This window comes from Actinoplanes sp. URMC 104 (assembly GCF_051386375.1).
GTDB lineage: Bacteria > Actinomycetota > Actinomycetes > Mycobacteriales > Micromonosporaceae > Actinoplanes.
The window spans coordinates 2,668,473-2,687,080 of the sequence record NZ_JBPQTO010000002.1 but is presented as its reverse complement, the minus strand read 5'-3'; the positions used below and the strand labels follow the sequence as shown (position 1 = coordinate 2,687,080).

The window sequence follows — 18,608 nt, the reverse complement described above, 5'->3', positions numbered from 1 at the left end:
CGTGAAGCCATTAGGAGACCACTCGGGGCATGAGTATGCGGATCCGCCGGGATCCGTGCGTCGCGCCATGCGAGACGGCTACCGCCGGGGGTCGTCGGGTCGACGCTGTGGTCGTTCGGCGGGGCAGCGAGCCCCGTGGGTAGTGGCTAACGTACTCCGACGTGAATCAAGATCGAGCTGCAGGCACGCCGACGGCTCGGCCGGCGGGCGACTACGGGATCGACGCTCCCCGGCTTCTGATCGTGCCCGCGGTGCTGATCGTCGGCAGTATCACCCAGGCTGTCGTCCAGCGGACGTTCTGGCCGCTGGTCGGCGTCGCGCTGATCCTGGCCTGTTGCGTACTGGCCCTCTATGCCTCCCGCGTCGGGAAGTTCGTCGTCTGGGGGCGGCTGCTCGATGGGCTGAACCTGCGCGGCAACGAGAACATCGTGGATCTCGGGTGCGGTCGCGGCGCGTTGCTGATCTCCGCAGCGCAGCGGGTTCCGACCGGACGAGCGGTCGGCGTCGACCTGTGGCGGGCCGATCAGTCGGGCAACAGCCCGGACGCGACGATGCGGAACGCGGCCGCCGCGGGAGTGACGGACCGCGTCGAGCTCCATACCGGCAACTTGCTCGAGCTGCCGCTGGCCGATGAATCGTTCGACGTCGTGGTCTCCAATGTGGCGATGCACAACCTGAAGGCGCAGAAGGACCGGGACCGCGCGATCGACGAGGCGGCGCGGGTGCTGCGGCCCGGAGGACGACTGCTGATCGCCGACCTGGGTGGCACCCGTCAGTATCAGCAACGACTGCGGCACCTCGGCATGCTCGACGTGAGCCGGCGCAATCTGGGCTGGCGATTGTGGTGGAGCGGTCCCTGGCTTTCGACCCACCTGGTCAGCGCCCGCAAACCAAGCTAGAAAAGTGCCGACAGCCCGCCAGCCACCCTGCGTGAATGACGTGCTGACCGGCGCCGGAACTCAGCGACATTTGGTGCCGAACTCGGGAGCAACACCACTCCGCGACTTGTGCGAAAACAACTGGGCCTTCACTGCACGCCGAAGGCAGCTACTTCGCAGAAGAATGACCCGACGCGACAGCCGCGAGCAGCGCCACGCCTTCGTACGTGGCGCTGCTCGACCGCTGATGGCTCAGATACTTGCGCGGCGGTGGTCAAATTCGCCCGAAATTCTGGGTCCAGTAAATGGAACCGTCGGCCGCATAGGCCACGCCCACTCCCACGGCGACGCTGGAGCAGTTGAGGATGTTGGCGCGGTGGCCGGCGCTGTTCATCCAGCCGGTGACCACTGCCTGCGGCGTAGGGTAGCCCCAGGCGATGTTCTCCGCAGATGCGCCGGTGGTGTAGCCGGCTCGAGCCTCGCGGACGACAAAGTTGCTGCCGTCTGACCCGGTGTGGTCGAAGAAGTTGTTGGTGACCATGTCGGCGCTGTGCGCCCGAGCGGCGGCGACCAGGCGGCTGTCGATGTGCAGCGCGCCGCAGCCGTTCTTGGCCCGTTCAACGTTCGTGAGCGTGACCACCTGCGTCTCCATGTCATTGGAGGACACCGGCGCCACGGCCGGCGACGATCCTGGGACGGGTGTCGCCGTCGGATCGGCCGGCTTGGTCGAGGTGCTCGGCACGGGGTTGCTGGTCGGCCGGGATGCGAAGGGGTACGCCGGCCGAGTGGGACGAGTGTTCGGCTTTCGGTTCCACCTGTCGCTGCGCTGGTCCTGCTGTCCGTGCGGGTGGCCCGAGTCGAGAACGACACCGGCCGTGACTGGCTGTGCCGCGGATGCCGCGAGAACTGGGCCGGCGACGGTGAGCACGGGTGCTGCGATGATCGCGGCGGTAAGGGCGGCGCGGCGGAGCGTTCGGGTCACGATGAGCCTCCTCGTTGCGGTCGACGTGGTCACCGTCTGATTCGGCGGTCGCGGACGGCGACCGAGGAGAACACCCTGAAGGCACCGTTCGACAACCGAGATGCCACGCACAGAGCTTGCTCACCAAGCCGGACAACGCCGCGTACGAGGCATAGCTCCGCCAATGAATTGGAGTTGGCCGGTGCGGCCTCGGGCGCATGCGGCGACTAGCCAACGAGGTGCCTTCTTGGTGTGGGCGGCTTCGTACTTTGGGCCACGAGGGCGAACCCGCCGAGGGCGGCTTTCCATGCACGGTGGTGGTGTCGACGGTGCCGTTGGTCAGCGAGTTGCCGCCGGCCCCCGGGCTTCAAAGCGGCGACGATGTCGTCCCAGGTTGGGAGGGTTCGGCCGAGCCGGTCAATCCTCTTGATGATCAAGGTGTCGCCGGGGAGCCGGGATGACAAGTTTGACAGCATCGCCGCCGGCGATGTGGCCTACACCGCGCGGCGGCGTCGAGTCGGACGGCCTCGTTCATACAGCTTTCCGGATCCACGCCTTGATCGGCGCACATGGCGCCGCTCTCAGATTGTTGGATCGGATGGCACGGGATCGCCGGTGGACGGTGGAGCGTTGAGAATGCCAATGAGCAGGAAGTTGACGCCTGCGAGGTATTGCTGGCGCTCGTCGTGTTCGGCCAGCTGGGGCGCGTTGCGGTAAGCGAACGGGTGCGTGGAGGCGCGTTGACCGCTGCGCCAGTCGCTGGCGATGTCGGCCAAGAACGTGCCTCGGTCCGTTTGGCGGGCGCGGCGGGCCGCAGCGGCATATTGACTGGCTACGCCCAGGACGTAGTTCATCAATGCCGATGCCGCATGGAAGCGTTGCGCTTCGCTGGTTCTCAGGGCGTCGAGATGCTGGCCGATGCTCTCGAACATTTCCAGCAGCGCGGGTTGGCCGGGTTGATCGGTCAGCTGTGCGCCTACCCATGGGTGCTCGTCGATCACATCGAAGAGGGTCAGCATCAGCTGCCGGAGGTTGCTGGCGGCGTCGACGCTTCGCGGTTCGGCGGACACGGCTCGGGTTACCAGCTGCGCGGCGGCCGCGGCCAGGATCTGCTGCTTACTTCCTACGTGGTTGTAGATGGCGCCGGCACCGGTGGTCAGGGCACGCGCCAGCGATCGCGCCGTCAGGGCCTCCTCTCCGTCCGCATCAAGGATCATGATGGCCGTCTCGATGATCCTGGAAGCCGTGAGGGGATTGTTTCGCCGCCGCCGGTTCAGTCTGTCCTGCGAGTCGCTGTCCACTCGCTCATCTTGACAGGCATGGAACGCTGTTCCAATCTAGTAGTTGGAACAACGTTCCATAAACCGCGAGAGAGAAGGCGGTCATGTTCAGGAATCAGCCCGGAGTCGTACTGCGTTTTCAGGCCAAGCCCGGCAAGGGGGACGAGCTTTTCAAGCTCATCACCGATCTGCACCACACCGGCGACCCGGACGGCCCCGTGGACTGGGTAGTCTCCCGCGACGACGCCAATGCCGACGTGATGTGGGCCTTCGAGTTTTACCGCGACCAGGAGTCCTTCGACCGCCACTACTCCGACCCCGTGCACGACGAGCCGCATCAGCGCGTGTTCGACCTGCTCGCAGATGAGGAAGGCCTCGACTCTTCCATGCGCGTCGGCGTGCACATCGTTTCCTCGAGCTGATTGCCCGCGGCCGGGGCGGACCAGGAGCCAGCCGCTCCGTCGCGGCGTTCGAGGCGCGACTGTACTGCGCCGGCTCACCACATGCGGTGGCGGATGAGCAAGCCGGGGAACCGCCTCAGGCGTCGGTGAGTGTCGTGCGCGTGACGACGGGCGTGAAGATGGTGTCGACAATCTCGATGATGTCGGCGTCGGGGACGGCCCGGGCGGTCATCAGCAACTGGTGCCGGAAGAGGTCGACCGGAAGCCGGATGATCCGCTCGGTCAGGTTCGCCGGGTTGATCTCGCCGCGCTGGACGGCCCGGCCGACGATCTGCTCCATCGCCGTCTCCTGGCCGGTGGCCAGTGATGTCCGAAGATCCTCGATGCTGGTGCCGGTGGCCCGGTAGAGATCGCCTAATTGGGCGACCAGAACGGTGGCGATGCCGACCCGGCGTTCGTTGACCTGCCGGAGCAGCGCGACCACGTCGTCGCGCAGATTGCCGGTGTCCGGCACGGCGATCGGGTCTCGCCCGATGACGTGCCGGAACGCCGCGCGGGCGAGCTCGGCCCTGCTCGGCCAGCGGCGGTAGACGACGGGTTTGCTCGTGCCGGCCCGGGCCGCGACGCTGTCGAAGTTGAGGGCTTCGTAGCCACGTTCCGAGATCTCCGCCCAGGCGGCGTCGAGCAACGCCTGCTTCAAGGCGGCTCCACGCCGGCGTCGGACCGGTGTGTCCTGCGTCACTACATCCTGCCTTCACGCTGTCCTTGCCGAACCATGATCCCATACGAATAAGATACGAGAAGTTTCTTAGGGAGGCCGGGATGGCGATTCACGATGGCAGGCTCGACCGGGAACTGCGGCGAACCATCGTCGCGGTGGTCGTCGGGGTGCTGGCGGTCGTCTTCGACACCACGATCGTCGGTGTCTCTCTGCGCACGCTCGCGGTCGATCTGCATACCTCGGTCGACGTGATCCAGTGGGTCAGCACCGGTTATCTGCTCGCGCTCGGCGTCGCGATCCCGCTCGTGGCCTGGGCCCAGGCCCGGCTCGGCGGCAAGCGGCTGTGGCTGCTGTGCCTGGCGGTTTTCTTGATCGCCTCGGTACTGTGCAGCCTGGCCTGGAACGCCCCGTCGCTCATCGCGTTCCGGGTGCTGCAGGGCCTCGGCGGTGGGGCGATGTTGCCGCTGATGACGACGCTGGTCATCCAGGCCGCGCACGGCCGCAATCTCGGCCGGGTCATGGCGACCATGAGCCTGCCGACGGCACTCGGCCCGATCCTCGGCCCCGTCGTGGGCGGCCTGATCCTTGCCGACCTCAGCTGGCACTGGCTGTTCTGGGTCAACGCGCCGTTCTGCGCGGCCGGCCTGGTCCTGGCCTGGTACCTGGTCCCGGGCGACACCCCAGCGCCGAAGCGGCCCAAGCTCGACCTCGTCGGGCTACTGCTGGTGTCACCGGCAATCGCGGGCCTGCTGTACGGACTGTCGAACGTGACCCGCGACGGCGGCTTCGGCCGCACCGATGTCCTTGTCCCGTTCGTCGGCGGCCTGGCACTGCTCGCCGGCTTCACCGCCTGGGCGCTGCGACACCGCGGCACCGCACTGATCGACGTTCACCTGCTCGCCCACCGTCCGCTCGCGACGTCCTCAACGCTGCTGTTCCTGTCCGGCATCGCCCTCTACGGCGCGATGCTGCTGCTGCCGCTCTACTGGCAGCAGCTGCGCGGCGCCGACGCGCTCGGCGCCGGGTTGCTCCTGATCCCTCAGGGCGTCGGCACCGTACTCAGCCGCTCCACCGCCGGGAAGCTCGCCGATCGCCTCGGTGCCCGCTGGCTCTGCGTCGGCGGGTTCGCCATCGTCGCAGCCGGCACCGTCCCGTTCGCCCTGACCGGCCCATCCACGAACGAAGGGATCTTGATGACGGCACTGCTCGTGCGCGGGTTCGGCCTCGGCGCGGTCACCATCCCGCTGATGTCTGTCGCGTTCGTCGGGATGGCGCGCGCCGACGTCCCGCACGGCAGCACCATCAGCCGCATCGCGAGTCAGATCGGCGGCTCGTTCGGCGTCGCCGTCCTCGCCGTGATCCTCACCGGAGCCATCACCGCCGAAAGCCTGCCAGGCCTCGTCGAGGGTTTCCGCACCGCCTTCTGGTGGGCGACCGGACTCGCCGCCCTCGGCGTTCCGCTGTCGTTCCTGTTGCCCCGGTCCGCACCGAAAAGCCCGTCCGCCTCGGCCGCGCCGGCGCTGCAAACCGCCACCCGATAGATCCGATCCGAGAGAGAGCAGTCCAGTATGCGCATCCTCGTCTCCGGCGCCGGCATGGCCGGTCTCAGCGCCGGCATCAACCTCGGCGCCCTCGGCCACCACGTCACCATCGTCGAACGCGCCGGCCACCTGCGCGTCAACGGATCACCCATCGACATCCGCGGCGACGCCATCGACGTCGCCGGCCGGATGAGAATCCTCGACCAGATCCGGCAACGCCGGGTCACCATGACCGCGCGAACCCGGTTCGTCGACGCGGCCGGCACCGTCCTCGCCGAACTCCCCGGTGACGAGGTCGGCGACTCCGAAGACGACATCGAGATCCCCCGCGAGGACCTCGCCCACATTCTGCACGCGGCACTCGACCCGGCGACCTTGCTGATCTTCGGTGAATCCATCCAGGAGCTGCACGACGACGGCGACGGCGTCGCCGTCACTTTCCTCTCCGGCCGCGAGGATCACTTCGACATGGTCGTCGGGGCGGACGGCATGCACTCGCTGACCCGACGGCTGATCTTCGGTCCGGAACGCGAGTATCTCCGGCACCTCGGGTTCTACGTCGCACTGACGAACCTGCCTGCCGAGCGCGGCGGTGAGCCCGGCAACCCGATCCTGAACTGGCCCGGTCACATGATCGGTATCACCCGCTACCGCGACGTCGCCCTCGGCGTCATGAACTTCCGGTCCGGCTGGATCGACTACGACTACCACGATCTCGAGGCGCAGAAGCAGATTCTGCTCGACGCGTTCGCCGGCCACCACGAATGGCAGGTGCCGGCCATCCTCGACGCGGTCCGCGACGATCCCGAGCTGTACTTCGACTCGGTCAGCCAGATCCACATGCCGGGCTGGCACCAGGGCCGGGTCGTGCTCGTCGGCGACGCCGCGCACTGCGCCTCCGGGCTGTCCGGGCGCGGCGCCTCGCTGGCGATCACCGGCACCTGGTTCCTCGCCCAGGCGCTGCGCGCGCATCCGACGGACCTCGCGGCAGCGTTCCGCGACTACGAGGACAACCAGCGGCCGCACGTCACGCGCGCGCAGGCCAGTGCCGGACCAGGTGGGGACCTCGTGGTGCCGGCCACTCAGGCGGACCTCGACATGCGGAACGCACGCCTGCGGGCCGCGGCCGACCACTGAGCCGGGGACGCCGAGCAGAGGTCACACCGTCATGCGGCCTGGGTCAACGCTGACCACCATCCGTCACCGGTATGCGCGCAGAAATGCGTCTACGCCGTCGGCGATGATGGCCTCGAGGTCCGGCGGTGCGGCGTCCTTTTGCTTTTCGTAGTCCGAAAGAGCTTCCTGAGCGAGGCTGATGGTCAGCGCCGTAAAGTGCCGTGCCGCGAGACGGGGACGGGGAGCTCGTATCGTGCCGTCTGCCGCCAGCTCGGCGAATCGCTGCTCGAGCATCCCCAGCGGACGGTCACGTATCGCGTCGGGCAGGCGGGGTACCGATTGATGTTGGGCGACCAACCGACGGAAGGTCAGGTAGTCGGAGGATCCGAAAGCCCGATCGACGATGCGGTGGGCGAAGGCTGTCAACGCCTCGCGCAGGTCGCGCCCCGTGGTCAGCTCTTCGTCGATGGCGGCGCGGATGGTGCTCAGCAGCGCCTCGTTCACGCGACTCAGTGCCCTCAGGAAGAGGATCTCCTTGTCGCTGAAGTGGTTGTAGAGGGTCCGCTTGGAGACGTGGGCGCGCGCTGCGACGGCGTCCACGGTAGTCCGTTCGTACCCGTCCGAGACGAACAGGCTTTCGGCCGCATCGAGGATGGCGGTCTTCTTTCCCTCCGAGCGCAGGCGGCGGCCTGGAGTTTGAAGCTCCGCATCGATCCTCGGCACGGCAGAAGCCTACTTCACCTGACTCAACGGACATCTCCCCTTATCTAAGTGCACTAGTCGGTGTACTTTTAGGGCATGACGAAGTTGGGAAGCCACCCGCCGGAGGGCGTTGAGGTTCAAGCCAGAGGTTTGACCAAGAGGTACGGCGCGAAGCTGGCTGTGGATAACTTGTCCTTCACCGCGAGGCCGGGCGTCGTGACCGGATTTCTCGGACCGAACGGGGCGGGTAAGAGCACGACGATGCGCATGCTGTTCGGACTGTCCAGGCCGACCGCCGGCACGATCACGATCGGTGGCCGGCGGATCGGGGAACTGCACGACGCCGCACGCACCGTCGGCGCCTTGCTCGATGCCCGTTCGGTGCACCCGCACCGCACGGCGGCAGACCACCTGCTCGCCTTCGCCCATGCCGCCGGCCTTGATCGCAGCCGGGTCGGCGAGGTGCTGGACCTGGTAGGGCTGACGAGCGCTGGCGCACGCCGGGCGGGAGAGTTCTCCCTAGGCATGCAGCAACGACTCGGGATCGCGACCGCTTTGCTCGGCGATCCCGGGGTGTTGGTGCTCGACGAGCCGCTCAACGGTCTGGATCCGGAGGGAATCCGATGGATGCGCACCCTGATGCGCGATCTGGCTCATGAGGGCCGGACGATCCTGTTCTCCAGTCATCTGATGTCGGAGCTCGAACTCACCGCGGACGACGTCATCGTGGTCGGGCAGGGCCGGCTCATCGCCGAGTCCTCCCTGCAAGAGTTCGTCGAGGGCAACACCTCCCAGGCGGTCACGGTGCGCGCCGCGTCGCCGGACGCACTTGCTCGGGCGCTCGGCGAGGCCGGGGTGATCTTCGCCGTGCAACCCGACTCGTCCCTGCTGGTCTCCGGCACGGACGCCTGGGACATCGGCAAGATCGCGGCCGCGGACGACATCGCCCTGGGCGAGCTCACCCCGGTGCGCGAATCGCTCGAGGACGTCTTCCTGCGACTCACTCACGACGCCACGGAGTACGGAGGTCACCCGTCATGAATTTGATCCGTTCGGAATGGACCAAGATGCGCAGTGTCCGCAGCACCTGGATTGCGGCGGTCAGCGCGGTGGTCTCCGGGGTGGCGCTCAGCGTTCTGGGCGCGACGGATGTGCTCAACGCGTCAGCATCCGACCTTCCCGGCGGGTGGGATCCCACGGCGATGAGCCTCAAGGGCTTTCTCTTCGCGCAGTTGATCATCGGAATGCTGGGCGCACTGAGCATGACGCCCGAGTTCGGCACCGGAATGGTCGGCACCAGCATGGTTTTCGTCCCGTCGCGTTCGCGCCTGCTGGCCGCCAAGGCGGTCGTGGTGGCCGGAATCGGGCTGATGGTCGGGCTGGTCACCACCGTGCTTAGCTTCGCCGTGGTGCAGCTGATGCTCAACGGCGCAGGCCTGCCCGCGGCCGGCCTCGCCGATCCCGGTGTCGCCGGAGCTCTGCTCGGCGCCACGCTCTATCTGACACTCATCGCCCTGCTCGGCCTCGCGGTAGGCGTGCTGGCCCGATCGGCCACCACCAGTCTCGCTGTTCTCGTCGGAGGCCTGCTACTTGTGCCGGCGCTCGGTCCGAACCTGCCCGGCGTCCTCGGGGAGCTGTTCGGGCGGCTCTGGCCCATCACCGCCGGCCAAGCGGCCTACACGGTTGTCCCGGTCGACGGCATGGTCGCTCCGGTGGCCGGGCTCGTCATCCTGACACTGGCGGCCGCCGGAATCAGCCTGGCCAGCCACGCGGTGTTCCGCCTCCGCGATGTCTGACCCCATGCCCCGCCTTACTCCGGGAGGTCTTCTCACGACTGTCCCGGCTCTGCAGATCACGCGGTTGTCCCTACGCTCCGCCGGTCCAACACTTCAACAAGCTCTTCCGACAACGCTCCCGCGGAGCGCGGCGCGCGAGGATTGGGCGTGGACAGCACACCCAGACGCCGTCGCGCTGCCATCGACGGAGTCACCGATACAAAGATTTGCCACGGCAGATACATCATGAGCTGCTGTCACGTTCACCCTGCTCGGGCAGCGACGGCTCCACGATCACCTACTCGGCACCCGTCGGCCGAAGGTGCCACATTATCCAAAAGCCCGGCGTCATGATCCGCCAAGTACACCCCGATGCGCTATGGGCTATCTGTTCATCATTCGATTCATAGCAGATGCATAGGTGCGAAAGAGGCGCGTGTGACAGATGTCTGCCTTAAGCTCCGTGTCATGTGGCTCTTTCCTCCTCAATTGCCCGGCGCAGCCGCCCGTATGAGCCGAATCGCTGCGGCCGGTCTTGTCGCGGCCAGCCTGGCGGCCTGCGGCAATGACGAGGCATCCTCACCTTCGAGTAGTTCGTCGAGCTCGGCCGCCTCGTATGGGTCGGATACCAAGGGCATTGTGGCGGCGGCGAATGCGTTCCTGGGCACATTGAGCAGCGCGGAAAAGGACAGTGTGTTGTTCGACCGTGGCGACAAGGAGCAGCAGCAGCGCTGGTCAAACTTCCCGGAAGGGTTGTTCACCCGGCAGGGTCTGATGGTCGGCAACCTCGATCAGAGCAAAGTCGACGCCTTCCTGACGCTTATGCGGACCACGATGAGCACCGAGGGCTACAACCGCGTCATGGCGGAATGGGCAGCCGACGACGCGCTCGCCGCCACGGACAGCAGCGGTCAAGGGACAGCGAGCGGAGGAGCCAATAACGGTTCAGGCGGGCCGCCCAGCGGCGGATTTCCCGGCGGGTCCGGCGGGCGGCCCAGCGGTGGCTTCCCGGGCGGTTCTGGCGGCCCGCCGAACGGCGCGGATCGCAGCGGGGCAAACCCCGGCACGGGGCAGAGCGGGGCAGCACCGGGCGCGGGTACCGGCGGCATGCAGTACGGCAAGCAGTACTACTGGATGGCCATCATCGGCGAGCCGTCGGACACCGAGGCGTGGCAGTGGCAGTTCGGCGGCCACCACGTGACGGTCAATGCCACGGTCAAGGGCGACGACGTGTCGATGACACCAAGCTTCATCGGCGCCCAGCCTGGCACGTACACCGCCGACGGCACTGAGGTCCGGCCGCTTGGCGACATCATCGACGAGGCGACCGCGCTGGTGAACTCGTTGGACGCGGGCGACAAGAAGAAGGCCGTCCTCGGTGACAGGTACATCGATCTGGTGCTAGGCCCCGGTGAGGACTGCAAGACCATCCCGTCCGAGGGTCTGGCCGGCGCCGACATGTCCGCCGACCAGCAAGCCGCATTCCTGGAGTTGATCGACGAGTACGGCTCGCTGGCCAACGATCAAAAGGCCGCCGACCGGCTCGCGCAGCTCAAGACCGATCTGCCCAAGACCTATTTCGCCTGGTACGGCCCCACCACGGCGGGCAGTTCGTCGTACTTCCGGGTCACCGGCCCGCACCTGGTCATCGAGTACTCGCCGCAGTCGATGGGCGGCGACGCCGCCGACCACATCCACGGCATCTACCGCGACCCGACCAACGACTACGGCGGCACGGTCTGCTCGTGAACCGCCTCCTCCTGCTGATCGTCCCGCTCTTCATCGCGCTGCTGCCGGCCCAGCCGGCTGCAGCGCACCCCCTCGACGTCTATCTGCAGGCCGCGTACATCACCCCTGCGCCGTCCACGATCGCGATCGAACTCGCCATGACCCCCGGCGTGCTCGTCGCACCTGCTGCGCTGGCCGATCTGGACACCGATCACGACCGGCACATCACCCAGGCCGAGGCGGACGCGTACGCCGGCCGGGTCTTTCAGCACGTATCCGTGAGCGCCGACGATCGGACGCTGGCGCTGACTATCACGAAGGTCGACGTGCCGTCGTATCTGGCCGTTCAAGCCGGGTACGGGACGGTGCGCATCCAGGCGCAAGCGTCCGGCGCGCCTGCCACCGTGGGCAGCCACAATGTGGTCTTTCGCAACGACTTCGCGCCGCAGGGCGCCACTTATCAGGTCAACGGGCTCATCGGCAAGAAGCCGTCAGTGTCCGTGGGCAAGCAGCACCGCGACAAGGCACAGCGGCAGAGCCGCATCGACTACCGCATCGACGCCGTGGCGGTTGACGCCCCTCCACCGACTGAAGCGAAAAGCGCGCCGACCGGCCGACTTGCGGGCCTTCTCGGCTCGTCATCGTTGTCCATGACCCTCGTGCTGTTCGCGCTGGCCATGGCGCTCCTGCTCGGCGCCCTGCACGCCCTCACCCCGGGGCACGCCAAGACCCTGATGGCGGCGTACCTGGTCGGCAGCGGCGGCACTACCCGCAACGCCCTGGCGCTCGGCGCGGTCGTCACCTTCACTCACACGGCATCGGTCATCGTCATCGGGCTCATTGCCTTGTTCGCCAGCCGGTTCCTCATACCGGGCGTGCTCGTGCCAGCCCTGGAAATCATTTCTGGCGTCCTGGTACTGGCCATCGGCGTGCGGCTGATCCGGCGCCGCCGGCGTGCCGGAGTCGCGCACCGCGTTCACGTGCACGACCGCGACCCGGTCGTCGTCGGAGCCGAGCACAGCCACCCCCATGACGACCACAGCCACGTACATGAGCACGGCGGCCGACCGCACACCCACGCCCTACCCGCCGGCGGCATCACCCCGCGCAGCCTCATCGCCATGGGCATCTCCGGCGGTCTCGTGCCCTGCCCCGAAGCTCTCGGCGTCATGGTCGTCGCGGTCGGTGTCAATCGCACCGTGTTCGGCCTCGGCCTGATCCTGTCCTTCAGCCTCGGCCTCGCCGCTGTATTGATGGGCGTGGGTGTCATGCTGGTCCGCTCCCGCGCCCTGATCAGCCGCTTCGAAGGGGCTGCTCAGCGATGCACGAAGATTCTGCCCGCGATCAGCGCGCTGGTCGTCACCGCGCTCGGTGCCGGGCTGCTGGTGAAGGGTCTCCAAGCCGGGCTGCCGCTGCTCTCGTGAGGGCAGGCGCCGGAACAAATCGTCGTTCGATTTCTGTTGCTGGCTAGCCGCATCCGCACGACGAAGGCGCCCAGGGCCTTGCCCACCGCATTGCTATCCTCAAGGGATGACAAGCGGTACTTCACCGCGTCGTGGCGGATCACGGTCGAGCGACTGCACGCAGCGTTTGTCGAGCGACTGCACGCAGCGTTTGAAGACGTGCAGGCCATAACTGGACTCGATGTCGCCAACGCTCAGCTGATTAAGTTCACGAACAATGCAGTGTTTCTGCGACCCCACGCACAAGCAGTCGCACGAATCGCCGGATCCGTGCGGATCACATTCACGCTGGCCCGTGGCGTGCCGTGCGCGATGAGGCTGACCGGGGCGGTGGACGCAGCCACCGGCATTTACGAGACGAGCTCGGAGGGATCCGTGGTTCGGCGCCTCGGGACGACGTCTGGGTCAAGGTCCTGCGGATGCCTCCCTACAAGGTGTTCCACCCCAAGGAGCTCAACAAGTGGATCAAGCAGACGGCGTACAACATCGAGTGCACGAAAGTCGTCCGAGTTGGTGAACGCTCGTTTGTGGGCACCATGGTCCGGCAAGCGAAAGCCGAGGACGGCTACTTCGCGGCGGAACTCGACGCGGCCGGTCGGCTAACGCGTGTGAGCAGCGGATTCGGGGAGTCCGCCGATGACATGTTCGTGATCCAATTCTCGGACTTCGGCGTACCGGTGACCGTCGAGCCGCCAGCCGCCTCCGAAGTGATCGGAAGGCCGGGGTTCGCGACGGTGGCTGCGGGCATCCTCTAGTTCCGGGCAGCCCTCCGACGTGCACCTAATCTCCGGGCGGGCGCGGATGCCATCGACATCTAAGGGATGTCTCGTAACTCCTGCAGCGTTTACGCGATCGGCTGCAGCGCACCATGCGGTGGAACCCTGGGCAAGTCTTACCGCGGTTGATCTGCTCGGTTCGTAGCGTCGCCGTCTGTTGGTGCGTCGAACTCCAGGCGCAAGATGCTGTGGTAGGCCGCCGACGGTTGCTGAAGGGCGGGTGCCGCTGGGCGGTCATTGCCGGTCCAGACGGCGACGGCGCGGTAGTCGTATCCGTCCTGCCAGCCAGTCTCGAACTCGAATGAGACCGTCTGCCCAGGGATGAGAAAGCGGTAGCCGCTCATCAAGACGCTGCTGAAGCCGGCCCAGCATCCGCCGGGGGTGGCGTCGGAGTCGATGACTCCCCAGCCCTCGTCGGCGTGCCATTCCCGGACGGTTCCGACCGTAGTCACCGAAGCAGTGTTGCACCTGGCCGTGGCGACGTGTTGCTCAGCTCCGTGGGTCCGTCGTCGGTGGAGCGTGCTGAAGTGATGTCTTCCATAGCGAAGCTGACTCGCGGCAGGCCGTAGCCGATCATTGTTGGGTGCAGTTGTTGTCAGGCTCCCGGCCGGAGTTGATCCACCCGTTCACCGGTCTGCATCCGGTCCAGTTTCGCCGGCTGGTGCGCTTGGTCGCCCGGCGTGGCGGTGTAGCCGTCGCCGACGGCAGGCCCGGACGGCCGTGGGCGCTCACCCTGCCCGATCGGGTTCTGCTGGTGGCCGTGTACTGGCGCACGAACCTGACCATGCGCCAGATCGGCCCGCTGTTCGGCGTCTCGCACTCCGCCGCTCACCGGATCATCGACAATCTCGGACCGCTACTCGCGCTGGCACCGGCACGCCGCCGACTGAAAGGCCAGGTCGCGATCGTCGACGGCACCCTGATCCCAACCCGCGACCACCGCCTCGCCGCGCAGAGCAAGAACTACCGCTACTCGGCGAACCTGCAAGTCGCGATCGACGCGGATACCCGCATGATCATCGCCCTGGGCGACCCGCAACCCGGCAAACGCAACGACACCATCGTCTACCGCAGCAGCGGCATCAACCAGCAACTGGCCGGACGTGAGGTGATGGCCGACGGCGCCTACCGCGGCAACCCCCAAGTGATCATCCCGTACCGCAAACCCCGCGACGGCAGTCAACTCGCAGCCTGGAAACAGGACTACAACAGCGGGCACCGCAAACTCCGCGCCCGAGTCGAACACGCCCTGGCCCGCCTCAAGACCTACAAAATCCTGCGCGACTACCGCCGCGCCGGCTCGACCCTCGCGGTCACCGCAGCCGGAATCGCTTACCTCCACAACATCGCCCTGGCTGGCTGACCCCAGAGCCGTTACCCGCAACGTCTGTATCGAGTTACGAGACATCGCTTAGGCAACATGCGATCTGCACAGGAGCGACCAAGTTCCACAGTCGACACACAGCGACGGAGTTTTGTCAGCTAAAAGGGCCTGCGTTGAGTAAGTCAGGGAGCGTTGCTGTGGATTAAAAGTCCTCAGCTCTGCCATTGAGCTAGCGGCCCGCGATCTTAGAGTACCCGGGAGGCTGGGCTGGACCAGTCGGGCACCCCAGAGCGCACGTGTGACTCCCAGGTCAATGCCCATTCCCGTCAGAGATGGATCTGCCTGGCTCGCCGCTCGCGGGTCTGACCTGAAGCGTGAGGGGTCAGCATGGTTACCGTCAGGCGTCGTCAACGGCTCGCCGGCTTGGTGCTGCGGTGCGCTGCCCAGCGGCCGGTCCATGCCGCGAGGTCGTGCACCCAGGCGGCGGTGAGCTGCTGTGCCTTGGCCGCCCACTTCGCGGCGTTCGCCGACGCGAAGCGATCAAGGACTTCCGGTGTGGTCGTGCTCCAGGCCGGTGTTTGGGCGAGCCAAATCTCTGCTTGTTCGGGGGTGTGGCCGCTGCCGATCAGCCAGGGGGCGAGCAGGGCCGGCTCGAGCCATGCGGCGGCTCTGGTGGTGTAGGCCCAGTCGACGATGCGTAGGCCGGCCGGTGTGACGATCAGGTTGGCAGGGTTGAGGTCGGTGTGCACGAGCGTGTCGCCGTCCATCGCCGGGTCGGTGAACCCGAGCCGGGCCACCGGGCTGAACCAGGGCACGTGCCCCGGCGCTTGGAGCTCGCCAAGGTGGTTTAGGGCAGCGCGAAGCAGGCCAAGGTCGGGGCTGCCTGGCGACAGGTCAGCGTGTGGGCCGGGGCAGTACTCGAAGGCGGCCACCAGCCAGCCGTCCGTCTCGAAGTCCCACGCGACCGCGGGCGAGTACGGCACGGTGACGGCCCTACTCGCCTGCAGTTCGTAGCGCAGTGACCGGACTGCCAGATCGCTCGAGGCGGCCTTGACGAACACCGTCTCGTGGATCCCGGTCACGCGGGCGGCGATCTCCGCGTGGTCGCCGCCCGAGGCCGGAGTGACGTCGGTGCCGCCGACTCGCTCAGCAATCACGTTGGTCACGGCTTCGGGCAACGCGGTCCAAGCACTGCGCATCAGGTCAGTTCCCCTTGTCAGACGCCGGGGTTCGGTGGGCAGCAGGACTCGGCATCGCCGTCGCTTGGGCGACCCATACTGGCCGCGAACATCACGCCAGGGATCATGCCGCTCACGCATCGGCCATCAGCCGGCAAGAACCCCGCCTTCCTCAGGCGGGGGTTCGTCGTTGCGCCTTACTTGCTGTCGATGCGGCCGATCGGATCTGTGTCGTCGCTGAACGCGGCACGGGCGGCCTTCCAACTGCCTTCGTCGACGTGGAGCGCGGTGCGCAGGTATGCGGTGCTCAAGCGCTGGATGACGGCGACGCGTTCCGGGCTTTCATCGGTGGTCTCCGCGACCTCGTAGCCAACGATGCCGCCGAGCGAGTGTTCGGCGCCGTGGAAGGTGACCAGGTCGGTGGCGCCTGGGCTGTACGTGTATGCGTCGGTGAACCAGTCGGGTCCGCGGCTGGACATCTTGGACTGGTCGTGGTCGCCGGCGACGACCAGCGTCGGTGCGGTCAGCTCCTTGAACGAGGGGTACATGAACGGGAAGTTCGCCTTCGCGAAGGGGTGCAGGTGTTCACCGCCCATACCGGTGGCGGCGAACAGGATGCCGGCGGTGACGCGGCTGTCGGAGAAGTCCTCGCCGACTTCGCCATCCCTGTCGAGAACCCGGGCGCCGAGCAGCGATTGGGCGGTTTGGCCACCCCAGGAATGACCAGTGGCTGCGACGCGGCTGCGATCAACCCGGCCGGCGAGGCCGGGCACGGCGGCTTCGATGGTGTCGAGCTGGTCGAGGATCCGCTTGAGGTCGGTGATTCGTTCAGTCCAGATGGTCGGGAACACCGGGTGGTCGAACCCGAAGCCGTTGCGACGCGAGTCCAGGTGCGTCGGCTGGATCACGACGAACCTGCGGGAGGCCCAGAACGCCGTGAGGGGCGCGTAGCCGTCCAGGTGCCATCCGTTGCCGTGCGAGAAGAGCACGATGGGCAGGTTCGCGCCGACCGCCGGGGCGGAGACCCGCACCTGCAGCGGCGCCGGGCGGCCCGGAGCGGACAGCTCCACCGGAGCAACGGAGACGACCGGAACGCCGGAGCCGACGATGCCGTCCAGAGCGTCGACCATTGATGAATCCATGGAATGTTCCCTTCTGAGGGCTCCGTCTTCATACTAAGTTTCGGAGCGTCGTTCCGTAACTATATACGGAGCGATGCTCCGGTACGTAAGTGCGCGGCAACATGGGGAGAGTCACATGGTGGATCATGAAGAAGAGCAGCCATATGCTGCGCAAACGAAGCAGATGGGCCGTCCCCGGCGGAGCAAGCAAGCCCTCCTCGACGCGGCGGCCGCCGTATTCGTCACGTCCGGCGTCGACGCCCCAGTGCGCGAGATCGCGGCGAAGGCAGGGGTCGGGATGGGGACCATCTACCGGCACTTCCCGACCCGCCCGGAACTCGTCGTGGCGGTCTACCGTCATCAGGTCGAGGCGTGTGCGGATGCCGGCCCTCGGCTGCTGGCGGAGAGTCCCACCGCCGAGGCGGCGTTGCGGGCGTGGGTGGCTCTGTTCGTGGACTTTCTGGTCACCAAGCACGGGCTGGCCGACGCATTGCATGGCGAGCATTCGGGTTCGGATGCCTTGCACACCTACTTCGTCGACCGCCTCGTCCCTGTGTGTGGTTCGCTCCTCGACGCCGCCCGCGCGGCGACAGAGCACGGCGCCCTACCCACCGATGCGTACAACGTGCTCAAAGGCGTCGGCAACCTCTGCATCGGCGCGGCGGCCGACCAGCGCTACAAGGCCGCCCAACTCGTGCAGCTGTTCATCACGGGCGTGCTCGCCTCCGAAGCGCCCTAGCTACAGCGTGCACCGAAGTCACAGCCCATCCGTCCGGCCCCTACAGGAACTCGCTGCGGTAGGTGTCGGCGAGCTCGGCCGCGCGGCGGCGGCGCTCGGCCATCTCGTCCGGGGTCAGCTGCGGCGGCGGCGCGTCTTTGCCGGCGATGACGTCGCCGATGCGCAGGAAGTACTCGTCCTGGCCGGCCGGGGTGCACATGCACAGCATGCGGGCCGGCGCGCCCGAGACGTTGCGGAAGTTGTGCGGCGCGTTCGCCGGGATGTTGATGGTCGACCCGGCCCGTACGGTGTGCTTCTCGCCGCGGAACATGAACTCGATCTCGCCTTCGAGGATCGTGAACATCTCCTCGAAGTCGTGCCGGTGCGGGGGCGGGCCGCCGCCGTCGGGCACGCGCATGTCGATCAGGCAGTAGCGGCCGCCGGTCTGCTCGCCGGTGATGAGCATGGCGTAGGTGTTGCCGACCAGCGAGACGTACGTCGTGCTCGGGTCGTCCGGGTTCGCCACGGTCAGCGAGCGGGTCGGATCGTCGTCGGGAATCATCGTGCGATCTCCTTCAGTCGTTGGTTGTAATGATGATCTTTCCGCTGGGCAGCGTGCCCGCGGCGGCTTCGGCGTGCAGGACGGGTAGGTCCACCCGCTGCATCCGGCGGGCGATCTCGACGCGCAGCTCGCCCCGGTCGACCAGCGACACGAGGTGGGCCAGCTGCTCGGCGTCGCCGCGAGCCTCGTCGCTGGGTGCAGGCATCCCTGTTCGACAGGCCCAGCATGGCCTGAATCGGAGCTGCGGATGAAGGTCGTACTTATCCATGGATGACTCATCCGTGGATGAGTGCATGCCAGCCCTGTACGCCGATGCGACGCGGATGCCGTGTGGCCGGCAGTGTCATCACCGCCGAGATGACG

20 protein-coding genes are annotated in these 18,608 nt (G+C 67.0%); 11 read left to right on the top strand and 9 right to left on the bottom strand.

Going from position 1 to position 18,608, the window contains the following annotated elements; translation table 11 throughout:
* The first annotated feature begins 161 nt into the window (after positions 1–161).
* On the top strand, positions 162–899 hold the full coding sequence (locus tag ACSNN8_RS13550; RefSeq protein WP_436649264.1) for a class I SAM-dependent methyltransferase: 738 nt from the start codon (positions 162–164) through the stop codon (positions 897–899).
* Positions 900–1,152: 253 nt separating this feature from the next.
* Here ACSNN8_RS13550 and ACSNN8_RS13545 read toward each other — a convergent pair whose 3' ends face one another.
* Positions 1,153–1,860 (bottom strand): CAP domain-containing protein, encoded by a 708-nt coding sequence (locus tag ACSNN8_RS13545; RefSeq protein WP_436649262.1) that lies wholly within the window; start codon positions 1,858–1,860, stop codon positions 1,153–1,155.
* Positions 1,861–2,420: 560 nt separating this feature from the next.
* The gene (locus ACSNN8_RS13540) at positions 2,421–3,140 is read right to left on the bottom strand and encodes a TetR/AcrR family transcriptional regulator (protein WP_436649260.1); all 720 of its coding nucleotides are present in this window, start codon (positions 3,138–3,140) and stop codon (positions 2,421–2,423) included.
* Positions 3,141–3,223: 83 nt separating this feature from the next.
* Here ACSNN8_RS13540 and ACSNN8_RS13535 point away from each other — a divergent pair, with 83 nt between their 5' ends.
* On the top strand, positions 3,224–3,541 hold the full coding sequence (locus ACSNN8_RS13535) for a putative quinol monooxygenase (protein WP_436649258.1): 318 nt from the start codon (positions 3,224–3,226) through the stop codon (positions 3,539–3,541).
* A 115-nt stretch (positions 3,542–3,656) separates the two neighbouring features.
* Here the strand turns inward: ACSNN8_RS13535 and ACSNN8_RS13530 are convergent, their stop codons facing one another.
* Positions 3,657–4,220, bottom strand: a complete 564-nt coding sequence (locus tag ACSNN8_RS13530; protein ID WP_436649256.1) for a TetR/AcrR family transcriptional regulator — start codon at positions 4,218–4,220, stop codon at positions 3,657–3,659.
* 122 nt (positions 4,221–4,342) lie between these two features.
* Here ACSNN8_RS13530 and ACSNN8_RS13525 point away from each other — a divergent pair, with 122 nt between their 5' ends.
* Positions 4,343–5,782: an MDR family MFS transporter gene (locus tag ACSNN8_RS13525; protein WP_436649254.1), complete on the top strand. Its 1,440-nt coding sequence runs from the start codon at positions 4,343–4,345 to the stop codon at positions 5,780–5,782.
* 27 nt (positions 5,783–5,809) lie between these two features.
* A complete protein-coding gene (locus ACSNN8_RS13520; protein WP_436649252.1) occupies positions 5,810–6,919 on the top strand; it encodes an FAD-dependent monooxygenase in 1,110 nt (369 codons plus the stop codon).
* 63 nt (positions 6,920–6,982) lie between these two features.
* Here ACSNN8_RS13520 and ACSNN8_RS13515 read toward each other — a convergent pair whose 3' ends face one another.
* Positions 6,983–7,621, bottom strand: coding sequence for a TetR/AcrR family transcriptional regulator (locus ACSNN8_RS13515; RefSeq protein ID WP_436649250.1), 639 nt, complete (start codon positions 7,619–7,621; stop codon positions 6,983–6,985).
* Between the two features lie 75 nt (positions 7,622–7,696).
* On the opposite strand from ACSNN8_RS13515, the gene ACSNN8_RS13510 reads away from it, so the two are divergent.
* The 5 genes from ACSNN8_RS13510 (at position 7,697) to ACSNN8_RS13490 (ending at position 13,321) form a co-directional block, all read left to right on the top strand.
* Entirely contained in the window at positions 7,697–8,641 is a 945-nt protein-coding gene (locus tag ACSNN8_RS13510) for an ABC transporter ATP-binding protein (protein ID WP_436649248.1), read from the top strand.
* Entirely contained in the window at positions 8,638–9,396 is a 759-nt protein-coding gene (locus ACSNN8_RS13505; protein WP_436649246.1) for an ABC transporter permease, read from the top strand. The genes ACSNN8_RS13510 and ACSNN8_RS13505 overlap by 4 nt, the downstream gene beginning before the upstream one ends.
* 447 nt (positions 9,397–9,843) lie before the next feature.
* Entirely contained in the window at positions 9,844–11,124 is a 1,281-nt protein-coding gene (locus tag ACSNN8_RS13500) for a DUF3500 domain-containing protein (protein WP_436649244.1), read from the top strand.
* A complete protein-coding gene (locus ACSNN8_RS13495; protein ID WP_436649242.1) occupies positions 11,121–12,527 on the top strand; it encodes a nickel/cobalt transporter in 1,407 nt (468 codons plus the stop codon). The genes ACSNN8_RS13500 and ACSNN8_RS13495 overlap by 4 nt, the downstream gene beginning before the upstream one ends.
* 458 nt (positions 12,528–12,985) lie before the next feature.
* Positions 12,986–13,321: a hypothetical protein gene (locus ACSNN8_RS13490; RefSeq protein ID WP_436649240.1), complete on the top strand. Its 336-nt coding sequence runs from the start codon at positions 12,986–12,988 to the stop codon at positions 13,319–13,321.
* A 137-nt stretch (positions 13,322–13,458) separates the two neighbouring features.
* Here ACSNN8_RS13490 and ACSNN8_RS13485 read toward each other — a convergent pair whose 3' ends face one another.
* The gene (locus ACSNN8_RS13485; RefSeq protein ID WP_436649238.1) at positions 13,459–13,794 is read right to left on the bottom strand and encodes a cold-shock protein; all 336 of its coding nucleotides are present in this window, start codon (positions 13,792–13,794) and stop codon (positions 13,459–13,461) included.
* Positions 13,795–13,925: 131 nt separating this feature from the next.
* Between ACSNN8_RS13485 and ACSNN8_RS13480 the strand changes: the two genes are divergently transcribed.
* The gene (locus ACSNN8_RS13480) at positions 13,926–14,705 is read left to right on the top strand and encodes a transposase family protein (RefSeq protein WP_436649236.1); all 780 of its coding nucleotides are present in this window, start codon (positions 13,926–13,928) and stop codon (positions 14,703–14,705) included.
* A 368-nt stretch (positions 14,706–15,073) separates the two neighbouring features.
* Here ACSNN8_RS13480 and ACSNN8_RS13475 read toward each other — a convergent pair whose 3' ends face one another.
* Together ACSNN8_RS13475 and ACSNN8_RS13470 are read right to left on the bottom strand one after the other, a co-directional pair.
* Entirely contained in the window at positions 15,074–15,832 is a 759-nt protein-coding gene (locus ACSNN8_RS13475; RefSeq protein WP_436649235.1) for an aminoglycoside phosphotransferase, read from the bottom strand.
* A 209-nt stretch (positions 15,833–16,041) separates the two neighbouring features.
* Positions 16,042–16,974: an alpha/beta hydrolase family protein gene (locus ACSNN8_RS13470; RefSeq protein WP_436649233.1), complete on the bottom strand. Its 933-nt coding sequence runs from the start codon at positions 16,972–16,974 to the stop codon at positions 16,042–16,044.
* A 127-nt stretch (positions 16,975–17,101) separates the two neighbouring features.
* Between ACSNN8_RS13470 and ACSNN8_RS13465 the strand changes: the two genes are divergently transcribed.
* Positions 17,102–17,704: a TetR/AcrR family transcriptional regulator gene (locus ACSNN8_RS13465; protein ID WP_436649231.1), complete on the top strand. Its 603-nt coding sequence runs from the start codon at positions 17,102–17,104 to the stop codon at positions 17,702–17,704.
* 40 nt (positions 17,705–17,744) lie between these two features.
* On the opposite strand, the gene ACSNN8_RS13460 is transcribed toward ACSNN8_RS13465, so the two are convergent.
* The gene (locus ACSNN8_RS13460; RefSeq protein ID WP_436649230.1) at positions 17,745–18,245 is read right to left on the bottom strand and encodes a cupin domain-containing protein; all 501 of its coding nucleotides are present in this window, start codon (positions 18,243–18,245) and stop codon (positions 17,745–17,747) included.
* Positions 18,246–18,258: 13 nt separating this feature from the next.
* Positions 18,259–18,450 carry a hypothetical protein gene (locus ACSNN8_RS13455; RefSeq protein ID WP_436649229.1) on the bottom strand — a complete coding sequence of 64 codons (192 nt, stop codon included), beginning with the start codon at positions 18,448–18,450 and terminating at the stop codon, positions 18,259–18,261.
* Positions 18,451–18,608: the final 158 nt, after the last annotated feature.

Coding starts and splice junctions, on each gene's coding strand:
- ACSNN8_RS13535 (WP_436649258.1), top strand. CDS start 3,224: ATGTTCAGGAATCAGCCCGGAGTCGTACTGCGTTTTCAGGCCAAGCCC.
- ACSNN8_RS13525 (WP_436649254.1), top strand. CDS start 4,343: ATGGCGATTCACGATGGCAGGCTCGACCGGGAACTGCGGCGAACCATC.
- ACSNN8_RS13520 (WP_436649252.1), top strand. CDS start 5,810: ATGCGCATCCTCGTCTCCGGCGCCGGCATGGCCGGTCTCAGCGCCGGC.
- ACSNN8_RS13510 (WP_436649248.1), top strand. CDS start 7,697: ATGACGAAGTTGGGAAGCCACCCGCCGGAGGGCGTTGAGGTTCAAGCC.
- ACSNN8_RS13505 (WP_436649246.1), top strand. CDS start 8,638: ATGAATTTGATCCGTTCGGAATGGACCAAGATGCGCAGTGTCCGCAGC.
- ACSNN8_RS13500 (WP_436649244.1), top strand. CDS start 9,844: ATGTGGCTCTTTCCTCCTCAATTGCCCGGCGCAGCCGCCCGTATGAGC.
- ACSNN8_RS13490 (WP_436649240.1), top strand. CDS start 12,986: ATGCCTCCCTACAAGGTGTTCCACCCCAAGGAGCTCAACAAGTGGATC.
- ACSNN8_RS13470 (WP_436649233.1), bottom strand. CDS start 16,974: ATGGTCGACGCTCTGGACGGCATCGTCGGCTCCGGCGTTCCGGTCGTC.
- ACSNN8_RS13465 (WP_436649231.1), top strand. CDS start 17,102: ATGGTGGATCATGAAGAAGAGCAGCCATATGCTGCGCAAACGAAGCAG.
- ACSNN8_RS13460 (WP_436649230.1), bottom strand. CDS start 18,245: ATGATTCCCGACGACGATCCGACCCGCTCGCTGACCGTGGCGAACCCG.
- ACSNN8_RS13455 (WP_436649229.1), bottom strand. CDS start 18,450: ATGCCTGCACCCAGCGACGAGGCTCGCGGCGACGCCGAGCAGCTGGCC.